Source organism: Pseudomonas sp. CIP-10 (assembly GCF_020911845.1).
Classification (GTDB): domain Bacteria; phylum Pseudomonadota; class Gammaproteobacteria; order Pseudomonadales; family Pseudomonadaceae; genus Aquipseudomonas; species Aquipseudomonas alloputida.
On record NZ_CP087160.1, the window covers coordinates 4115793 to 4132810 of the forward strand.

Consider the following 17018-nt stretch of genomic DNA (forward strand, 5'->3'; position numbering starts at 1 on the left):
GCCATGACGACATTAGACGAAGAAGATCGCCGCGAATACTACCGCATCGAAGATCGGATCGCACTTCAAATAAGCCCCCTTAGCGCGGCCGAAGCCCTTGAACCAGATGTGTTGCAAGATGATTCGCCGTTGTTCAACCTGCTCAGCGAGCTGCACCTGTCCGACTTCGAGTCGCAACACCTGTTGCGCCAGCTAAGCGACAAGGACCGCACCCTCGCCGCGTTCCTGCGGGCACAGAACAAGCGCCTCGACTTGCTCAGCGCGGTGGTTGCACAAACCCTGCTTGGCGAGGTCGGCGAGCCGCTGCCGGTGGTCATTTCCGAAGGCGGCATCGAATCCGCCCAAGCCACACAGATTGCCCCCGGCACCCGGGTGAAAGTGAAAATGGTGCTGATGCCGCGCGCCCATGGCCTGCTGCTGCGCGGCAAGATCACCCATTGCGACCCTCGCCCGGAGGGCGGCTTCGAAGTCGGCACCGAGTTCATCGACATGACCGATGCCCAACGACAACTGCTGGCGCGTTACATCCTGCAGCGCCAGCAACAGCAACGGCGCCAGCAGCTGGAACTGAACGACCCCGCCTCCTGAGCCAATTTCTCCCTGATTTGAAGGAACGAACGTGACCCTGATCTACGGCCATCGCGGCGCCAAGGGCGAAGCACCCGAGAACACCCTGAAGAGCTTTCAGCAATGCCTGTCCCATGGCGTGACCCGCTGCGAGCTGGACCTGCACTTGTCATCCGACAACGAACTGATGGTCATCCACGACCCCACCCTCAAGCGCACCACGGGCCGGCGCGGCAAAGTGGTCGAGCACCCGGCCGCCGAACTGGTCAAGATCGATGCCCGCAAAGGCGGCCCGGGCCATGTGCAGCCCTGCCCGATCCCGAAACTGGAAGAGCTGTTCGAAAAATGCCCGTTCGAACACTGGCAACTGGAGGTGAAAAGCGCCTCGCGCACCCGCGCGGCCACCACCGTCCTGGCGATCCGTGAACTGGCCCAGCAATATGGCCTGCTGGACAAGGTGACCATCACCTCCAGCTCACGCGAAGTACTGGGCGCCGCCCAGGAACTGGTGCCAGATGTGAAGCGCGGGCTGGTGGCCGAATACGCCTGGCTCGACCCGCTGAAGGTGGCACAGAACTACGGCTGCGAACTGCTGGCATTGAACTGGACGCTGTGCACCCCCGAGCGCCTGCTCAAAGCACAGGGCCAGGGTTTGCATGTGTCAGTGTGGACGGTCAACGAGCCGGCACTGATGCGCCGGCTTGCTGACTTTGGTGTGGACAGCCTGATTACAGACTTTCCCGGTTTGGCCAAGACCACCCTCGGGTAGGGTTGAAATCGGTCTCTCCGACCGGCTCAGGCCACCGGTCGGAGCCGCTCAAAAAAGCCGGTTCAGGCCGTCATAGGCAGCTACCCGATAGGCTTCGGCCATGGTCGGGTAGTTGAACGTGGTGTTGACGAAGTACTTCAGGTTGTTCTGCTCACCCGGCTGGTTCATGATCGCCTGGCCAATGTGGACGATCTCCGAAGCCTGGTAGCCGAAGCAATGCACGCCGAGGATTTCCAGGGTTTCGCGGTGGAACAGGATCTTCAGCATGCCCTGCGGCTCGCCGGCGATCTGCGCACGCGCCATGCTCTTGAAGAAGGCCTTGCCCACTTCGTACGGCACCTTGGCCTGGGTCAGCTCCTGCTCGTTCTTGCCGATCGAGCTGATTTCGGGAATGGTGTAGATACCCGTCGGCACGTCGTTGACGAAGCGCCAGCTGCCGTTATCGACAATGCTGCCAGCGGCCGACCGGCCCTGGTCATGGGCGGCACTGGCAAGGCTTGGCCAGCCGATCACGTCGCCGGCACCGTAGATGTTCGGCACGGTGGTGCGGTAGGCCTCGTCGACCTCGATCTGGCCGCGGCTGTTCACCTTGATGCCGATGTTTTCCAGGCCCAGCTTGTCGGTGTTGCCGGTACGGCCGTTGCACCACAGCAAGGCGTCGGCCTTGATCTTCTTGCCCGACTTGAGGTGCAGGATCACCCCGTTGTCCAGGCCTTCGACGCGCTCGTACTCTTCGTTGTGGCGCACAGTGATGTTGTTGTTGCTGAAGTGGTAGCTCAGCGCCTGGGAAATTTCCGAGTCGAGGAAGCTCAGCAACTGGCCACGGTTGTCGACCAGCTCGACCAATACGCCCAGGCCACTGAAGATCGACGCGTATTCGCAACCGATCACGCCGGCACCGTACACGATCAGCTTGCGCGGGGTATGGCTGAGGCTGAGGATGGTGTCGCTGTCGTACACGCGCGGGTGGTGGAAGTCGATGTCGGCCGGGCGGTAGGGGCGCGAGCCGGTCGCGATGATGATGTGCTTGGCGTTGAGCTTCTCGACCACGCCGTTCGGGCACACCACTTCCACGGTTTGCTCGTCGGCAAAGCTGCCGGTGCCGAAGAACACGTCGACGCGGTTACGGGCATAGTAGCCGGTGCGCGATGCCACCTGCTTGGCGATGACCTTCTCGGCGCTTTTCAGCACGTCCGGGAACGAGAACCAGCGCGGCTCGCCGATGGCACGAAACATCGGGTTGGTGTTGAACTGCATGATCTGCCGCACCGAGTGACGCAGTGCCTTGGACGGAATGGTACCCAAGTGGGTGCAGTTGCCACCGACCTGGCGACGGTCATCGACCATCGCTACCTTGCGCCCTGCTTTGGCGGCATTCATTGCCGCGCCTTCACCGGCCGGGCCGGAACCCAGCACCACTACGTCGTAGTTGTAGACAGCCATGCGTACTCCTTCAGAACTGGCCCGCAAGCCACGGTCGCTCGCGGGGCACGATCATGCCGCCGGGGCGCCATGAGAAAATTCGGGTGCAGTCTAATCAACCCTGAACGCCGCGCACATTAACCCTTGGTCGCGTCGTAGGCCAATTTTGCCCGCACTACATATGCTTCACCCATTCCGTGGCGGCAATCATCCCTGCTTGTGCTTTCACTGGCCTTTCACTGCCCGTTCGAACGCGGGCGTAGCTCGGGAGACGAAGCCTCCCTCTGCTCGAGTCACCAAAACCGCAGCCAAGTCATGCGCCACGGCAAAATCCCAGCCTTGCTGTGGGCCCAGGATGAGTAGCAGCGTCGAATAGCCATCGGCCAGCAGTGCTGAGGCGTCCAGCACCGTAACGGCAGCCAGGTCATGTTCGACCGGGCGCCCGAGGCGGGCATCGAAGGTGTGCGAATAGCGCCGGCCATTCTGCTCGAAATAGTGCCGATAGTCACCCGAGGTTGATACTGAAAGGCTATCGACCGGGATGATCTGGCGGGCGATTTGACGGTCTTCGCGGGGCAGTTCCAGGGCAATACGCCAAGGGCTGCCGTCAGGCTTGCGGCCAACCGCCTTCAGCTCGCCAGTGGCCTCGGCGACAAAACTGCTGACACCCATGGCCTGCAGGCGCGCAGCGATCAAGTCGACAGCATGACCGGCGACGATACTGTTGAAGTCGAGCTGCACAGGGGCATCCTTGCACAGGGCTCGACCTTTGACGCGCAGGTGCTGGTAGCCCACACGCTGGCGTACCTGGGCCAGTGCCTGTGGTTCGGGCACCTGCTGGTGACGGGCCTGAGGGCCGAAGCCCCACAGGTCGAGCAAAGGCTCTACCGTGAGGTCGAAGGCGCCATCGCTCTGCTCGGCAAGGTGCTGGCCCAGGCTGACCAACGCGAGCATGTCAGGCGGCAGGGCCAGGCACTGGCCGGCAGGTAAGCGGTTGAACTGGCTTACGATGGAATCGCCGCGGTAAGTCGAGTAGTGGTGGTCGATGTCGTGCAGAATGTTTTCCACCGCCCTCTGCACCTGGGCCGGCTCCGGGCCACCAGGCTCGCGGACGTACTGGATGCTGTAGCTGCTGCCCATGGTCGGGCCACCCAGGCGTTCCAGGGTGGGGCCCTGGTTGCAGGCGGTGAGTAGCAGCAGAATGAACAGTAGGGCTGTGCGCACAGTAGGGTTTCTCGGTTGCCAGTGCTGGCCTCTTCGCGGGTAAACCCCCGCCTACAGGGGCAGCGATAATCCTGTAGGCGCGGGTTTACCCGCGAAAGGGCCGGCACTGACAACACACATTCAAAATAAAAAAAACGGGAACCCGAAGGTTCCCGTTTTTTCATTGCCTTACAAGCGAATCAGCGTGGAAACGCTGGCGGGTTCACACCGGCCATGTCTTCCATCACACGAACCACCTGGCAGCTATAACCAAATTCGTTGTCGTACCAGACGTACAGAACAACGCGGTTGTCGTTGGCGATGGTCGCCTCTGCGTCAACCACACCGGCATGGCGCGAGCCGACGAAGTCGGTCGAAACCACTTCCTGCGAAGCCACGTAGTCGATCTGCTTGTGCAGCTCCGAGTGCATGGCGGTCTGGCGCAGGTACTCGTTGATCTCATCGCGGGTGGTGGCCTTTTCCAGATTCAGGTTCAGGATGGCCATCGAAACGTTCGGCGTCGGAACACGAATCGCGTTGCCGGTCAGCTTGCCCTTCAGCACTGGCAGTGCCTTGGCAGCAGCGGTGGCGGCGCCGGTTTCGGTGATTACCATGTTCAGCGGCGCGGCACGGCCACGGCGGCTGCCCTTGTGGAAGTTGTCGATCAGGTTCTGGTCGTTGGTGAACGAGTGAACGGTTTCGACGTGGCCGTTGACGATGCCGTACTGGTCGTTGATGGCCTTGAGCACCGGCACGATGGCGTTGGTGGTGCAGGAGGCCGCCGAGATGATCTTGTCATCGGCAGTGATGTCACCGTGGTTGATACCGTGCACGATGTTCTTCAGCGCGCCCTTGCCAGGTGCGGTGAGGATCACGCGGGCAGCACCCGGGCAGGCCAGGTGCTGGCCCAGGCCGTCGGCGTCACGCCATACGCCGGTGTTGTCGACGATGAGCGCATTGTCGATGCCGTACTGGGTGTAGTCGACTTCGCTCGGGCTCTTGGCGTAGATAACCTGGATCAGGTTGCCATTGGCGGTGATGGTGTTGTTGGCTTCGTCGATGGTGATAGTGCCATCGAACGGGCCGTGCACCGAGTCACGGCGCAGCAGGCTGGCACGCTTGACCAGGTCGTTTTCGGCGCCTTTGCGCACGACGATGGCACGCAGACGCAGGCCGTCACCACCACCGGTCTTCTCGATCAGGATGCGCGCCAGCAGGCGGCCGATGCGACCGAAGCCGTACAGGACAACGTCGGTGCCTTTGCGCGCCGAAGCGTTCTGCTGACCGACCACGTCGGCCAGCTCTTCACGGACGAACTGCTCGGCAGTGCGGCCATTGCCTTCCTGCTTGAACTTGTTGGCCAGCTTGCCCAGGTCGACCGATGCGGCGCCCAGTTTCAGCTCGCTCATGGCCTTGAGCAGGGGGAATGTCTCGTGGACGGACAGTTCGGTTTCGTCGGTTTGGCGGTGGCGCGCAAAGCGGTGCGCCTTGAGGATCGAGATAACCGAACGGTTGATCAGGCTGCGGCCATAAATCGAGCTCACCACATTGTTATTGCGGTAGAGCTGACCGATAAGCGGGATCATCGCTTCAGCCAGGGCTTCACGATCAATCCACTCACCAAGACACTGGTCGGGCTTCTGAGTCACGGGAACCTTCCACATGTAGGGACAGAAAAAAGGGGCTACATTATGACGCCCCAACGCGGAACCGGCAATGAGTGCCTGTCACAGTGACGCAAGCCAGCGTTCATGCCCTTTCGAGCCTGACAGCCGGCACTGTCACCGGTACAATCGGTCTCTTTGCCGCAACGCTTGGAGTGCAATCTCCCGTGTCAGTTCTGCGCCTACCGCAAATGTCGGCCACGGCCGGCAAACAAACCTGGGGCAACCTGCCCGGTGCCGCCCTCAGCCTTGCCATCGCCGAAGCCGCCAGCAGCGCTGGCCGCTTCACCCTGCTGCTGACGGCCGACAGCCAGGCCGCCGACCGTCTGGAGCAGGAGCTGCGCTTCTTTGCCCCAGACCTGCCAGTGCTGCCGTTCCCCGATTGGGAAACCCTGCCCTACGACCTGTTCTCGCCGCACCAGGACATCATCTCCCAGCGCATCGCCAGCCTGTACCGCCTGCCGGAGCTGAGCCACGGCATCCTCGTGGTGCCGATCACCACCGCCCTGCACCGCCTGGCACCCACGCGTTTTCTGCTGGGCAGCAGCCTGGTGCTGGATGTGGGCCAGACCATCGACGTGGAACAGATGCGCCTGCGCCTGGAGGCCAGCGGTTACCGTTGTGTCGACACCGTCTACGAGCATGGCGAGTTCGCCGTGCGCGGCGCGCTGATCGACCTGTTCCCGATGGGCAGCAAGCTACCCTATCGCATCGACCTGTTCGATAACGAGATCGAAACGCTGCGCACCTTCGACCCCGAGACCCAGCGCTCGATCGACAAGGTGGATTCGGTGCGCCTGCTGCCGGCACGCGAATTCCCGATGCAGAAGGAAGAAGTGACCCGCTTCAAGGCACGCTTTCGCGAGCGCTTCGACGTCGACTTCCGCCGCAGTGCAATCTTCCAGGACCTGGCCAGCGGCATCATCCCCGCCGGTATCGAGTACTACCTGCCGCTGTTCTTCGAAGAAACCTCGACCCTGTTCGACTACCTGCCGACCGACACCCAGGTGTTCTCGCTACCCGGTGTGGAACAGGCCGCCGAGCACTTCTGGAACGACGTGCGCGGGCGCTATGAAGACCGCCGCGGCGACCTCAGCCGGCCGCTGTTGCCGCCGGCCGAGCTGTTCCTGCCGGTGGAAGATTGCTTCGCCCGGCTCAAGCAGTGGCCCCGGGTGGTGGTCAGCAGCGAAGCGCTGGAGCCTGGCGTGGGCCGCGAGCGCTTCCCGGCGCGCGCCCTGCCCAACCTGGCCATCGAGGCCAAGGCCAACCAGCCGCTGGCCGAGCTGGCCAACTTCCTCGACCAGTTCCCCGGCCGCGTGCTCTTCACCGCCGAATCAGCGGGCCGCCGGGAAGTGCTGCTGGAACTGCTCGAACGGCTGAAGCTGCGCCCGCATACCGTCGAAGGCTGGGACGATTTCATTACCGGTGCCGAGCGCCTGGCGATCACCATCGCCCCGCTGGACGACGGCCTGCTGCTGGACGATCCAGGGCTGGCCCTGATTGCCGAAAGCCCACTGTTCGGCCAGCGGGTGATGCAGCGCCGGCGCCGTGACAAGCGCGGCGAAACCGCCAACGACGCGGTCATCAAGAACCTCACCGAGCTGCGCGAAGGTGCGCCGGTGGTGCACATCGACCATGGCGTCGGGCGCTACCTGGGCCTGGCCACCCTGGAAATCGACGGCCAGGCTGCCGAATTCCTGACACTGGAATACGCCGAGAATGCCAAGCTGTATGTGCCGGTGGCCAACCTGCACCTGATCGCCCGCTACACCGGCAGCGACGACGCCCTGGCACCGTTGCACCGGCTGGGTTCGGAGGCCTGGCAGAAAGCCAAGCGCAAGGCCGCCGAACAGGTCCGCGACGTGGCCGCCGAACTGCTCGACATCTATGCCCGCCGCGCCGCGCGCAAGGGCTACGCGTTTGCCGACCCGTCCGCCGACTACGCCACCTTCAGCGCCGGCTTCCCGTTCGAGGAAACCCCGGACCAGCAGGCCGCCATCGAGGCCGTGCGCGCCGACATGCTGGCACCCAAGCCAATGGACCGCCTGGTCTGCGGCGACGTGGGCTTCGGCAAGACCGAAGTGGCCATGCGCGCGGCGTTCATCGCCGTGCACAGTGGCCGCCAGGTGGCCGTACTGGTGCCCACCACCCTGCTTGCCCAGCAGCATTACAACAGCTTCCGCGACCGCTTTGCCGACTGGCCCGTGACCGTGGAAGTGATGAGCCGCTTCAAATCGGCCAAAGAAGTGGCCGCCGCCGCCGCGGACCTTGCCGAAGGCAAGATCGACATTCTCATCGGCACCCACAAGCTGCTGCAGGACGACGTGCGCTTCAAAGACCTGGGCCTGGCCATCATCGATGAAGAGCACCGCTTTGGCGTGCGCCAGAAAGAACAGCTGAAGGCGCTGCGCAGCGAGGTCGATATCCTCACCCTGACCGCCACGCCGATTCCGCGCACGCTGAACATGGCGGTGGCGGGCATGCGCGACCTGTCGATCATCGCCACGCCGCCAGCACGCCGCCTGTCGGTGCGCACCTTCGTCATGGAACAGAACAAGAGCACGGTCAAGGAGGCGCTGCTGCGCGAACTGTTGCGCGGTGGCCAGGTGTATTACCTGCACAACGATGTGAAAACCATCGAAAAATGCGCCGCCGACCTTGCCGAGCTGGTGCCCGAGGCACGCATCGGCATCGGCCACGGGCAAATGCGCGAACGCGAGCTGGAACAGGTGATGAGCGATTTCTACCACAAGCGTTTCAACGTGCTGGTGGCCTCGACCATTATCGAAACCGGTATCGACGTGCCCAGCGCCAACACCATCGTCATCGAGCGCGCCGACAAGTTCGGCCTGGCCCAGCTGCACCAGCTGCGTGGCCGGGTTGGCCGTAGTCACCACCAGGCCTACGCCTACCTGCTCACACCTACCCGTCAGAAGGTGAGCGCCGACGCCGAAAAGCGCCTGGAGGCGATCGCCAACACGCAAGACCTTGGCGCAGGCTTTGTGCTGGCCACCAACGACCTGGAAATCCGCGGTGCCGGCGAGCTGCTGGGCGAAGGCCAGAGCGGGCAGATCCAGGCAGTGGGCTTCACCCTGTACATGGAAATGCTCGAACGTGCGGTCAAGGCAATCCGAAAAGGTACCCAGCCGAACCTTGAGCAACCCCTGGGTGGCGGCCCGGAGATCAACCTGCGCCTGCCGGCACTGATCCCCGAGGACTACCTGCCTGACGTGCATGCGCGCCTGATCCTGTACAAACGCATTGCCTCGGCTGCTGACGAAGAAGGCCTCAAGGACTTGCAGGTCGAGATGATCGACCGCTTCGGCTTGCTGCCAGAGCCGACCAAGAACCTGATGCGCCTGACGTCACTCAAGCTGCACGCGGAAAAGCTCGGCATCAAGAAAGTCGATGCGGGGCCCAACGGTGGCAAGCTTGAGTTCGAAGCCGAAACACCGGTCGACCCACTGACCCTGATCAAGCTGATCCAGGGTCAACCCAAACGCTACAAGTTCGAAGGCGCCACCCAGTTCCGCTTCCTGGTACCGATGGAACGCCCCGACGAACGTTTCAATACCCTGGAGGCGCTGTTCGAGCGCCTGACCCCACAGCCTGCCTAAGGAAGACTCATGCGTGCCATCCGTTGCCTGACCCTGCTGCTGGCGCTGTTCGCCCCAGCGGCCTTCGCCGAAGGCCTGTATCAGGTAGAAATGATTCTGGTGCGGCAGAACAGCGTGCCCGCCTTCACCAGCCCGTTCGCCCCCGAAGACTGGAGCGCTGGCGCCCCACGCCTGGCGAAAGAGGCCGAGCGCCCCCCAGCACTTGAAGATGAAGCCACCCGCCTGGAAGCCACCGCCGACTACACGGTGCTGATGCACAAGGCCTGGCAACAGCAGGTGGGCAGCGAACCCAGCCGCATCGCCCTGGGCGAAGGCACCGAACAGTTCGGGCACTTCCCTATCGAAGGCAACCTGAGCATCGCTGAAGGCCGCTTCATCACCGTCGAGGCCAACTTCTGGGTCAACCAGCTGGATGGCAACGGCAACGTGCTGCAAAGCGAGCAGTTCAGGCAAAGCAACAGCAACGTCAAGGGCGGCCAGCTGACCTTTCTCGACGGCGGGCACCTGGCGGTGCTGCTGAAGGTGACCCCACCAGGCACGCCGAAAATGCCGGTGATGGACCCGGAGATGATGGAGCAGTAAGCCCATGAAGGACGATGCCGCCGAAATGGTGAACGCCTATCCGAACTGGATTCAATCGTTCAGCAAAGCTGCCCTGCAGCGCGGTGAGCGCTATGCCGAGGAAGGCAGGGCCGAACTGGAAGGCATTCATGGGCCAACCATAACGGCCAGTTGCCAGGGGAGCGGCAACAACCACTACCGGCAACACATCAAGTTGCACGTAGCGGGCGGCCGGTGCCATGTGCGCGGTGACTGCGATTGCCCGGTACGGCAAAACTGCAAGCATTGCGCCGCTGTCCTTTTTTGCGTCAGCGAGCGCTTTTCCAGCAGTAAGGACACGCAAGCCAACCCGGGCGCCTTGTCCGCCGAACTGCAGCACTGGTTGAGCGGCCTGGAGCAGGCCCCACCCAAGACCGACGCGACCGAAGACAAACGCGGGCGCATGGTGTGCTATCAGCTGCAGCTCACCGACGATGCGGGCTGCGCCCTGCTTGTGCGCAAGGGCACGCGAACGGAGGACGGCATCCGCTTCAGCCGCGTCCAGTCCCTTTACGATTTCCTCTACGAGCCACCGCGCTTCGTAACAGACGAAGACATCCGCATTCTGCGCCTGCTCTCGGCCCTGAATCAGGGCGGCGGCCAGGATCGCGGCTACCGACTGAAGGGCCATGAAGGTGGCGAGCTGTTCCAGCGCGCCCTCGAAACCGGGCGGATGTTCTTCGACACCGACCTCCCCCTGCTTCATGAAGGCCCGGTGCGCCACGCCGAGTTTCGCTGGGTACGCCTGGACAACGGAAATTACCGGGGGCGGTGGTACAGCGGCGAAGCGATGCTGCGCTGCGTTATCCCGCTGCTGCCGCTTTACTACCTGGACCTGCCGACCCGTGAAGTGGGCAAGGTCGAGCACAGCCTAGATCCCCACGTCGCCGTACAGCTGACTATTGCACCCGACGTGCCGGAACACCTGGTCGTACCCCTGAGCCACAAGCTCAATGCCCTCAGCCATAAGGTGCCGACCCCGACGCAAGTGCAGGAGCAGTTGCTCGATAACATCCAGCCAAAGCCCCTTCTTGCTCTCGGCAGCCTTGAATACACCGCCTACATGCCGAAAACCGGTCGCATGCAACGGCAAATGCAACACCGCGCCGCATTGGCGTTCGATTATGACGGCTTGCAGGCCAGCGGCACCGACGAAAAGCCGCTGACCCGCCTGGCAGGCAGCACCAGCCAGCGCATTCGCCGACAGACTCAAGCCGAGCAGGCGCTGCGCAAGGTGCTGCGCGATTTCGGCTTCAAGCCCGCCACACGGCAGAGCAAGGCCCTACCCGACAGCGCCGGCGAAATGCACCAGTTGCCTGACGACGAAGCCTGGCTGCGCTTTGCCCGCGAAGGCCTGCCGCGCCTGCGCGAAGCCGGCTGGGACATCGATATTCATCGCGACTTCGCCTTCAACCTGCAGGAGGTGGACGACTGGTATGCAACCATCGACGAAGCGCCTGGCCATGAATGGTTCGACCTGGAACTCGGCATCGTGGTCGATGGCCAGCGCCACAGCCTGCTGCCGATCGTGTTGCACCTGCTGCGCAGCAGCCCGGAGCTGCTACGCCCTAGCGAACTGGCCCGGCGCAGCGATGATGAACACCTGCTGATCGACCTCAATCGCGGCCGTCTCGATGCCCCGGCTTTGCGCGTCGCCCTGCCCTATGGCCGCATCAAGGCAGTCATGGGCACCCTGGGCGAGCTCTACCTGCACGAGGACACTGCAGGCCCGTCCCTGCGCATGGAGCGCGCCGACGCCGCGCGCCTGAACGAAATAGAAGGCCTGCCCCTGCACTGGGAAGGTGGCGAGCACGTACGCGATCTGGGCCGGCGCCTGCGCGATGCCCGGGACCTGCAGGTAGAACCGCCCACAGGGCTGCAGGCCAGCTTGCGCCCCTATCAGCAGCAAGGCTTGAACTGGCTGCAGGCCCTGCGCGAGATGGGTACCGGCGGTATCCTCGGCGACGACATGGGCCTGGGCAAGACCCTGCAGGCCTTGGCCCATCTGCTGCTGGAGAAACAGTCCGGGCGCCTGAATGCACCGGCCCTGGCAGTCATGCCGACCAGCCTCATACCCAACTGGCTGGACGAAGCCCAGCGCTTCGCCCCCGACCTGCGCGTCCTGGCACTGCATGGGCCGGGGCGCAGCAAGCACTTCACCAAACTCCATGAGTACGATCTGGTCCTGACCACTTACGCCTTGATGCCACGCGACCTGGAACAGCTGCGCCCCCAGGCCTGGCACGTGCTGATACTGGACGAGGCGCAAAACATCAAGAGCAGCAGCAGCAAGGCTGCCCTCGCCGTCTGCGAGCTACAGGCCGGGCAGCGCCTGTGCCTGACCGGCACGCCAATGGAAAACAACCTGGGCGAACTGTGGTCGATCTTCCACTTCCTGATGCCCGGCTGGCTGGGCGACCTGAAGCGCTTCAACCAGGATTACCGCAACCCGATCGAGCGCCACGGTGACAGCGAGCGCATGGCCCACCTGGCCAGCCGCATCCGGCCGTTCCTGCTGCGCCGCACCAAGGAGCAGGTAGCCACAGAACTGCCGGCCAAGACCGAGATGGTGCACTGGGTCGAGCTCAGTGATGCCCAGCGCGATACGTACGAAGCCGTGCGAGTGGCCATGGACCAGAAAGTCCGCGACGAAATCGCCCGCAATGGCGCCGCACGCAGCCAGATCGTGATCCTCGATGCGTTGCTCAAGCTGCGCCAGGTGTGCTGTGACCTGCGCCTGGTCAAGGGGGTAGAAAGCAAAGGCAACCAGGCCGATAAGGGCAAGCTGGGTGCGCTGCTGGAGATGCTCGAAGAACTGCTCAGCGAAGGGCGCCGGGTGTTGTTGTTCTCACAGTTCACCTCGATGCTGGCGCTGATCGAGCAGGAGCTTGAGAAGCGCAAAATCCGTTACAGCTTGCTGACCGGTGATACTCGCGACCGTCGCGCGCCAGTGCAGCAGTTCCAGCAAGGTGAAAGCGAAGTGTTCCTGATCAGCCTCAAGGCAGGGGGCGTAGGCTTGAACCTGACGGCGGCGGACACCGTGATCCACTTCGACCCCTGGTGGAACCCGGCCAGCGAAAACCAAGCTACCGACCGTGCCTACCGCATCGGCCAGGACAAGCCGGTGTTCGTGTTCAAGCTGATTACCCGGGGTACGGTGGAAGAGAAGATCCAGTTGTTGCAGCAGGAAAAGGCTGCATTGGCGGCCAGCCTGCTGGACGGCGGGCAGGCTGGGCAATGGCGGCTTGGCGATGAAGAAATCGAGGCCCTGTTTGCGCCATTGCCCGGAAAGCGCGGGCGGTAGATCAAAAGCGGATACTGCCTGTGCGGACCTCTTCGCGGGCAAGCCCGCGCCTACACACGCATCGGTGGTGCGGCACAGGCCGCTGTAGGAGCGGGTTTACCCGCGAAGAGGCCGGACCTGCCGGCCAATTACCACCCGCCGTTCACCGTTGCCGCCGCCACCGTATCCGCGGGTAAACCCGCGCCTACAGGCACGCATCGGAGGTTCGGCACAGGTCGTCGTAGGAGCGGGTTTACCCGCGAAGAGGCCGGACCTGCTGGCCAATTACAATCCGCCGTTCACCGTTGCCGCCGCCACCGTATTCGCGGGTAAACCCGCGCCTACAAGCATGAGATGCGGTACCTGTGAGCGCGAACAGGCCAGCGCAGTCAATCGACCAGCTGAGCTTCCTTCAACGCCCCCAACGCCTCCAGCCAGCGCGGCTGCTGGCGATAATCGGTCCGCGCAAACCCTTGCCCACGCATCCGGGCAATCCGCGGCGATGGCTTGACCTTCATGCGCTGCGCCGCACTCAGCGCCAGCTCCGCCGCCGCCCGGTCATTGCACACCAGGCCCATATCACAACCGGCGCTCAGCGCCGCCTCGATACGGCTGGCCGCGTCGCCCACCACATGCGCACCGGCCATCGACAGGTCATCACTGAAAATCACCCCATCAAAGCCCAGCTCGCCACGCAGGATGTCCTGCAACCAACGCCGCGAGAAGCCAGCGGGCTGGTTGTCAACCTGCGGGTAGATGACATGCGCCGGCATCACTGCCGCCAGCTGCCCACTCAGGCGGGTAAACGGCACCAGGTCGGCCTGGCGCAGTTGTTCCAGGCTGCGCTCATCGGTGGGGATGGCCACGTGCGAATCGGCTTCGGCCCAGCCATGCCCCGGGAAATGCTTGCCACACGCGGCCATACCTGCCGCATTCATGCCTCGGATGAACGCGCCGGCCAGTCGCGTTGCACGCAGCGGGTCACCCTCGAAGGCGCGGCTGCCCACCACGGCGCTACGCTGGTGGTCCAGGTCGAGCACCGGAGCGAAGCTGAGGTCCAGGCCAACTGCCAGTACCTCGGTCGCCATCAGCCAGCCGCACTGTTCAGCCAGGTATTCAGCATTGTCGTTATCGGCCAGCGCACGCATGGCCGGCAGGCGCACAAAGCCCTGGCGCAGACGCTGTACGCGACCACCTTCCTGATCCACTGCCAGGATCAGCTCGGGGCGAATGGCGCGGATGGACGCGCACAGTTCGCGCACCTGGCGCGGGCTGTCGATATTGCGGGCGAAGATGATCAGGCCAGCCACTTCCGGCTGGCGAAGCAGTTGACGGTCTTCGGCGGTCAGCCATTTACCGGCGATATCCACCATCAGGGAGCCTTGCAGGCTGACAGTCATGGGTAATCCTTCATTGAAGACAGAGAGAAGCCCACCGGGGGGCAGCAGACACCGACAGACACGCGCTGTTGGCCACAGGCGAAGCCATAAAGGCGCTGGTCAGCAAGGGAAATGTGAAGTAGATCGAGATAGGGCATGGGCGCTAGCTTAGCGGAAGCGCCCCGCCACGCCCAGCCTTCAGGCCTTGGCGGTAGCCGAACTGGTCTTGGTTCGCGGACGCAGCTGCGCAGTGGCCATCGCCTCGTCGGTCACACCGCTGTCAGCGCGCATGCCTGCCGCCAGGAACGGCACCATCAGGCGCATCACCTGCTCGATCGAGGTATTGATGCCGAAGTCAGTCTCGGCAATCGCCCGCAAGGCCTTGATACCGGACATGCTGAAGGCCGCGGCACCCAGCATGAAGTGCACACGCCAGAACAGTTCCAGTGGCGGAATGCGTGGCGCAGCCTCGTTCACCAGCAGCATGTAGCGGCGGAACACCTTGCCGTACATGTCTTCCAGATAGCGCCGCAGGTGACCCTGGCTCTGGCTGAACGCCAGACCCAGCAGGCGCATGAAGATCGACAGGTCGTTGTTGCTACGCGGCTGCACGGCCAGCGCCTGCTCTACGAGCATTTCCAGCAGTTCTTCAAGGCTGGGCTTTTGCTCCGGCTTGGCCTGGCGGCGCTCCAGCTCACGCTCGAGACTGGCGCAGAATGGGCCGAGGAAACGCGAAAAAACAGCCTGGATCAGCGCCTTCTTGGAGCCGAAATGATAGTTGACTGCCGCCAGGTTGACCCCGGCCTTGCTGGTAATCAGCCGCAACGAGGTTTCGGCGAACCCCCTTTCCGCGAACAGCTGCTCGGCAGCATCGAGAATGCGTTCAACGGTTTCCGATTGGGCCATGACTACTCCGACTACTCCGCCAGACAAACAGGTGTTTGAAACATACGTTTCAGCCCTGCTTCTGTCAAGGCTCGGTGACTGGGCGGTCGCCATTTAAAAGCGCCAGCCGGCCCACTGCAAGCGCCACCTCTTCTGTTTATTGCGGCTTTTGGCTTGCAGCGCACTCAGTACTGTATATAATCCCAGTCACTGTACAAAAAGACAGAGCGCTTACCATGTTGAAACTGACGCCACGCCAAGCCGAAATTCTCGCGTTCATCAAGCGCTGCCTGGAAGACAACGGCTTCCCGCCTACCCGCGCCGAGATTGCTCAGGAGCTGGGCTTCAAGTCGCCCAATGCCGCCGAGGAGCACCTCAAGGCCCTTGCCCGCAAGGGCGCGATCGAAATGACGCCGGGCGCTTCCCGCGGCATCCGCATCCCTGGCCTGGAAGCCAAGGCCGAAGAAACCGGCCTGCCCATCATCGGCCGGGTCGCTGCCGGTGCGCCGATTCTTGCCGAACAGCACATCGAGCAATCCTGCAACATCAACCCTGCCTTCTTCCACCCCCAAGCCGACTATTTGCTGCGCGTACACGGCATGAGCATGAAGGACGTCGGCATCTTCGACGGTGACCTGCTGGCGGTGCACACCTGCCGTGAAGCCCGTAACGGCCAGATCGTGGTGGCGCGCATCGGCGACGAAGTTACCGTCAAGCGCTTCAAGCGTGAAGGCAGCAAAGTCTGGCTGCTTGCCGAAAACCCCGAATTCGCCCCCATCGAAGTCGACCTGAAAGAACAGGAGCTGGTGATCGAGGGCTTGAGCGTCGGCGTCATTCGCCGCTGATCCAGGAGGCGTCATGCAGCAGTTCATTCACGCACCCGAGCAAGTCCAGTTGCCCCTGTTCGAAGCATTCCTCGCCCAGCCCGTGCTGCCAGGCCTGAAAGCCAGGGAACCGGCGCGCAAGAGCAGCCAGCCCGAGCTGTTCAGCGAACTGTCGCTGCGCGGCGCCCCTGGCCACTGCCAAAGCCTGCTGGCGCCCGTGCTGCGCGAGCTGAGCGAAGAGGACGAGGCCCGCTGGCTGACCCTGATCGCCCCACCGCCAAGCCTGACCCAGGCCTGGCTGCGCGATGCCGGGCTCAACCGTGAACGTATTCTGCTGCTGCAACCCCGCAGCAATCAAAGCGCGCTGCAGCTGGCCTGTGAGGCTTTGCGCCTGGGCCTCAGCCACACCGTGGTGAGCTGGCTGGGCAACGTCAATGCCACTGCACGCCAGCAACTGCTACGTGCAGCCAGTGCCGGAAACGCACAAAGCCTGAACATCCGCCTCGGCTGATGTTCAGGCTTTGCCTGTCACTTCAAATAGCCTGATACGCTGCCGCACACTCAGTGCAGCACACGCGGCCCTTCATCACGCTCGAGCTCGCCATCCATCAGGCGACCGGCCATCTGCACGCCCACACTGAGCATGGCCTTGGCCACTTCCACATGCTGACCCTGCAGGAACACCTTGGCGTCTTCCGAGAAATCCAGGGTTACCAGAGAGCCCTCATCCTCGGCGCGACGAAGTTCGATGCGGCCATCAGGCAACTCGACAATTTCCAGAAAAGACGTAGACATAAATGGCAGT

13 protein-coding genes are annotated in these 17018 nt (G+C 63.1%); 7 read left to right on the forward strand and 6 right to left on the reverse strand.

What is annotated here, in order from left to right; translation table 11 throughout:
* Positions 1 to 3: 3 nt before the first annotated feature.
* Together LMH93_RS18650 and LMH93_RS18655 are read left to right on the forward strand one after the other, a co-directional pair.
* Positions 4 to 588 carry a PilZ domain-containing protein gene (locus tag LMH93_RS18650; protein ID WP_003248801.1) on the forward strand — a complete coding sequence of 195 codons (585 nt, stop codon included), beginning with the start codon at positions 4 to 6 and terminating at the stop codon, positions 586 to 588.
* A gap of 31 nt (positions 589 to 619) precedes the next feature.
* Positions 620 to 1336 carry a glycerophosphodiester phosphodiesterase gene (locus tag LMH93_RS18655; protein WP_004576988.1) on the forward strand — a complete coding sequence of 239 codons (717 nt, stop codon included), beginning with the start codon at positions 620 to 622 and terminating at the stop codon, positions 1334 to 1336.
* A 48-nt stretch (positions 1337 to 1384) separates the two neighbouring features.
* On the opposite strand, the gene sthA is transcribed toward LMH93_RS18655, so the two are convergent.
* The 3 genes from sthA to LMH93_RS18670 form a co-directional block, all read right to left on the reverse strand.
* The gene (gene sthA / locus LMH93_RS18660; RefSeq protein WP_003248797.1) at positions 1385 to 2779 is read right to left on the reverse strand and encodes a Si-specific NAD(P)(+) transhydrogenase; all 1395 of its coding nucleotides are present in this window, start codon (positions 2777 to 2779) and stop codon (positions 1385 to 1387) included.
* Between the two features lie 204 nt (positions 2780 to 2983).
* Entirely contained in the window at positions 2984 to 3982 is a 999-nt protein-coding gene (locus tag LMH93_RS18665) for an FAD:protein FMN transferase (protein ID WP_230064444.1), read from the reverse strand.
* 179 nt (positions 3983 to 4161) lie between these two features.
* Entirely contained in the window at positions 4162 to 5625 is a 1464-nt protein-coding gene (locus tag LMH93_RS18670) for a glyceraldehyde-3-phosphate dehydrogenase (protein WP_010953137.1), read from the reverse strand.
* 167 nt (positions 5626 to 5792) lie between these two features.
* Between LMH93_RS18670 and mfd the strand changes: the two genes are divergently transcribed.
* The 3 genes from mfd to LMH93_RS18685 are packed head-to-tail and all read left to right on the forward strand — an operon-like array spanning position 5793 to position 13146.
* Positions 5793 to 9242, forward strand: a complete 3450-nt coding sequence (gene mfd / locus LMH93_RS18675; protein ID WP_012053155.1) for a transcription-repair coupling factor — start codon at positions 5793 to 5795, stop codon at positions 9240 to 9242.
* Between the two features lie 9 nt (positions 9243 to 9251).
* On the forward strand, positions 9252 to 9824 hold the full coding sequence (locus tag LMH93_RS18680; protein WP_003248789.1) for a CsiV family protein: 573 nt from the start codon (positions 9252 to 9254) through the stop codon (positions 9822 to 9824).
* Positions 9825 to 9828: 4 nt separating this feature from the next.
* Entirely contained in the window at positions 9829 to 13146 is a 3318-nt protein-coding gene (locus LMH93_RS18685; protein ID WP_019752113.1) for a DEAD/DEAH box helicase, read from the forward strand.
* Between the two features lie 368 nt (positions 13147 to 13514).
* Here LMH93_RS18685 and nagZ read toward each other — a convergent pair whose 3' ends face one another.
* Positions 13515 to 14513, reverse strand: coding sequence for a beta-N-acetylhexosaminidase (gene nagZ / locus LMH93_RS18690; RefSeq protein WP_172402813.1), 999 nt, complete (start codon positions 14511 to 14513; stop codon positions 13515 to 13517).
* Between the two features lie 189 nt (positions 14514 to 14702).
* Positions 14703 to 15410 (reverse strand): TetR/AcrR family transcriptional regulator, encoded by a 708-nt coding sequence (locus LMH93_RS18695; RefSeq protein WP_003248784.1) that lies wholly within the window; start codon positions 15408 to 15410, stop codon positions 14703 to 14705.
* A 215-nt stretch (positions 15411 to 15625) separates the two neighbouring features.
* Between LMH93_RS18695 and lexA the strand changes: the two genes are divergently transcribed.
* Positions 15626 to 16234, forward strand: coding sequence for a transcriptional repressor LexA (lexA, locus tag LMH93_RS18700; protein ID WP_003248781.1), 609 nt, complete (start codon positions 15626 to 15628; stop codon positions 16232 to 16234).
* A 13-nt stretch (positions 16235 to 16247) separates the two neighbouring features.
* Entirely contained in the window at positions 16248 to 16724 is a 477-nt protein-coding gene (gene sulA, locus LMH93_RS18705) for an SOS-induced cell division inhibitor SulA (RefSeq protein ID WP_003248779.1), read from the forward strand.
* 50 nt (positions 16725 to 16774) lie between these two features.
* Here the strand turns inward: sulA and LMH93_RS18710 are convergent, their stop codons facing one another.
* Positions 16775 to 17008 (reverse strand): hypothetical protein, encoded by a 234-nt coding sequence (locus tag LMH93_RS18710; RefSeq protein ID WP_003248777.1) that lies wholly within the window; start codon positions 17006 to 17008, stop codon positions 16775 to 16777.
* Between the last annotated feature and the right edge of the window lie 10 nt (positions 17009 to 17018).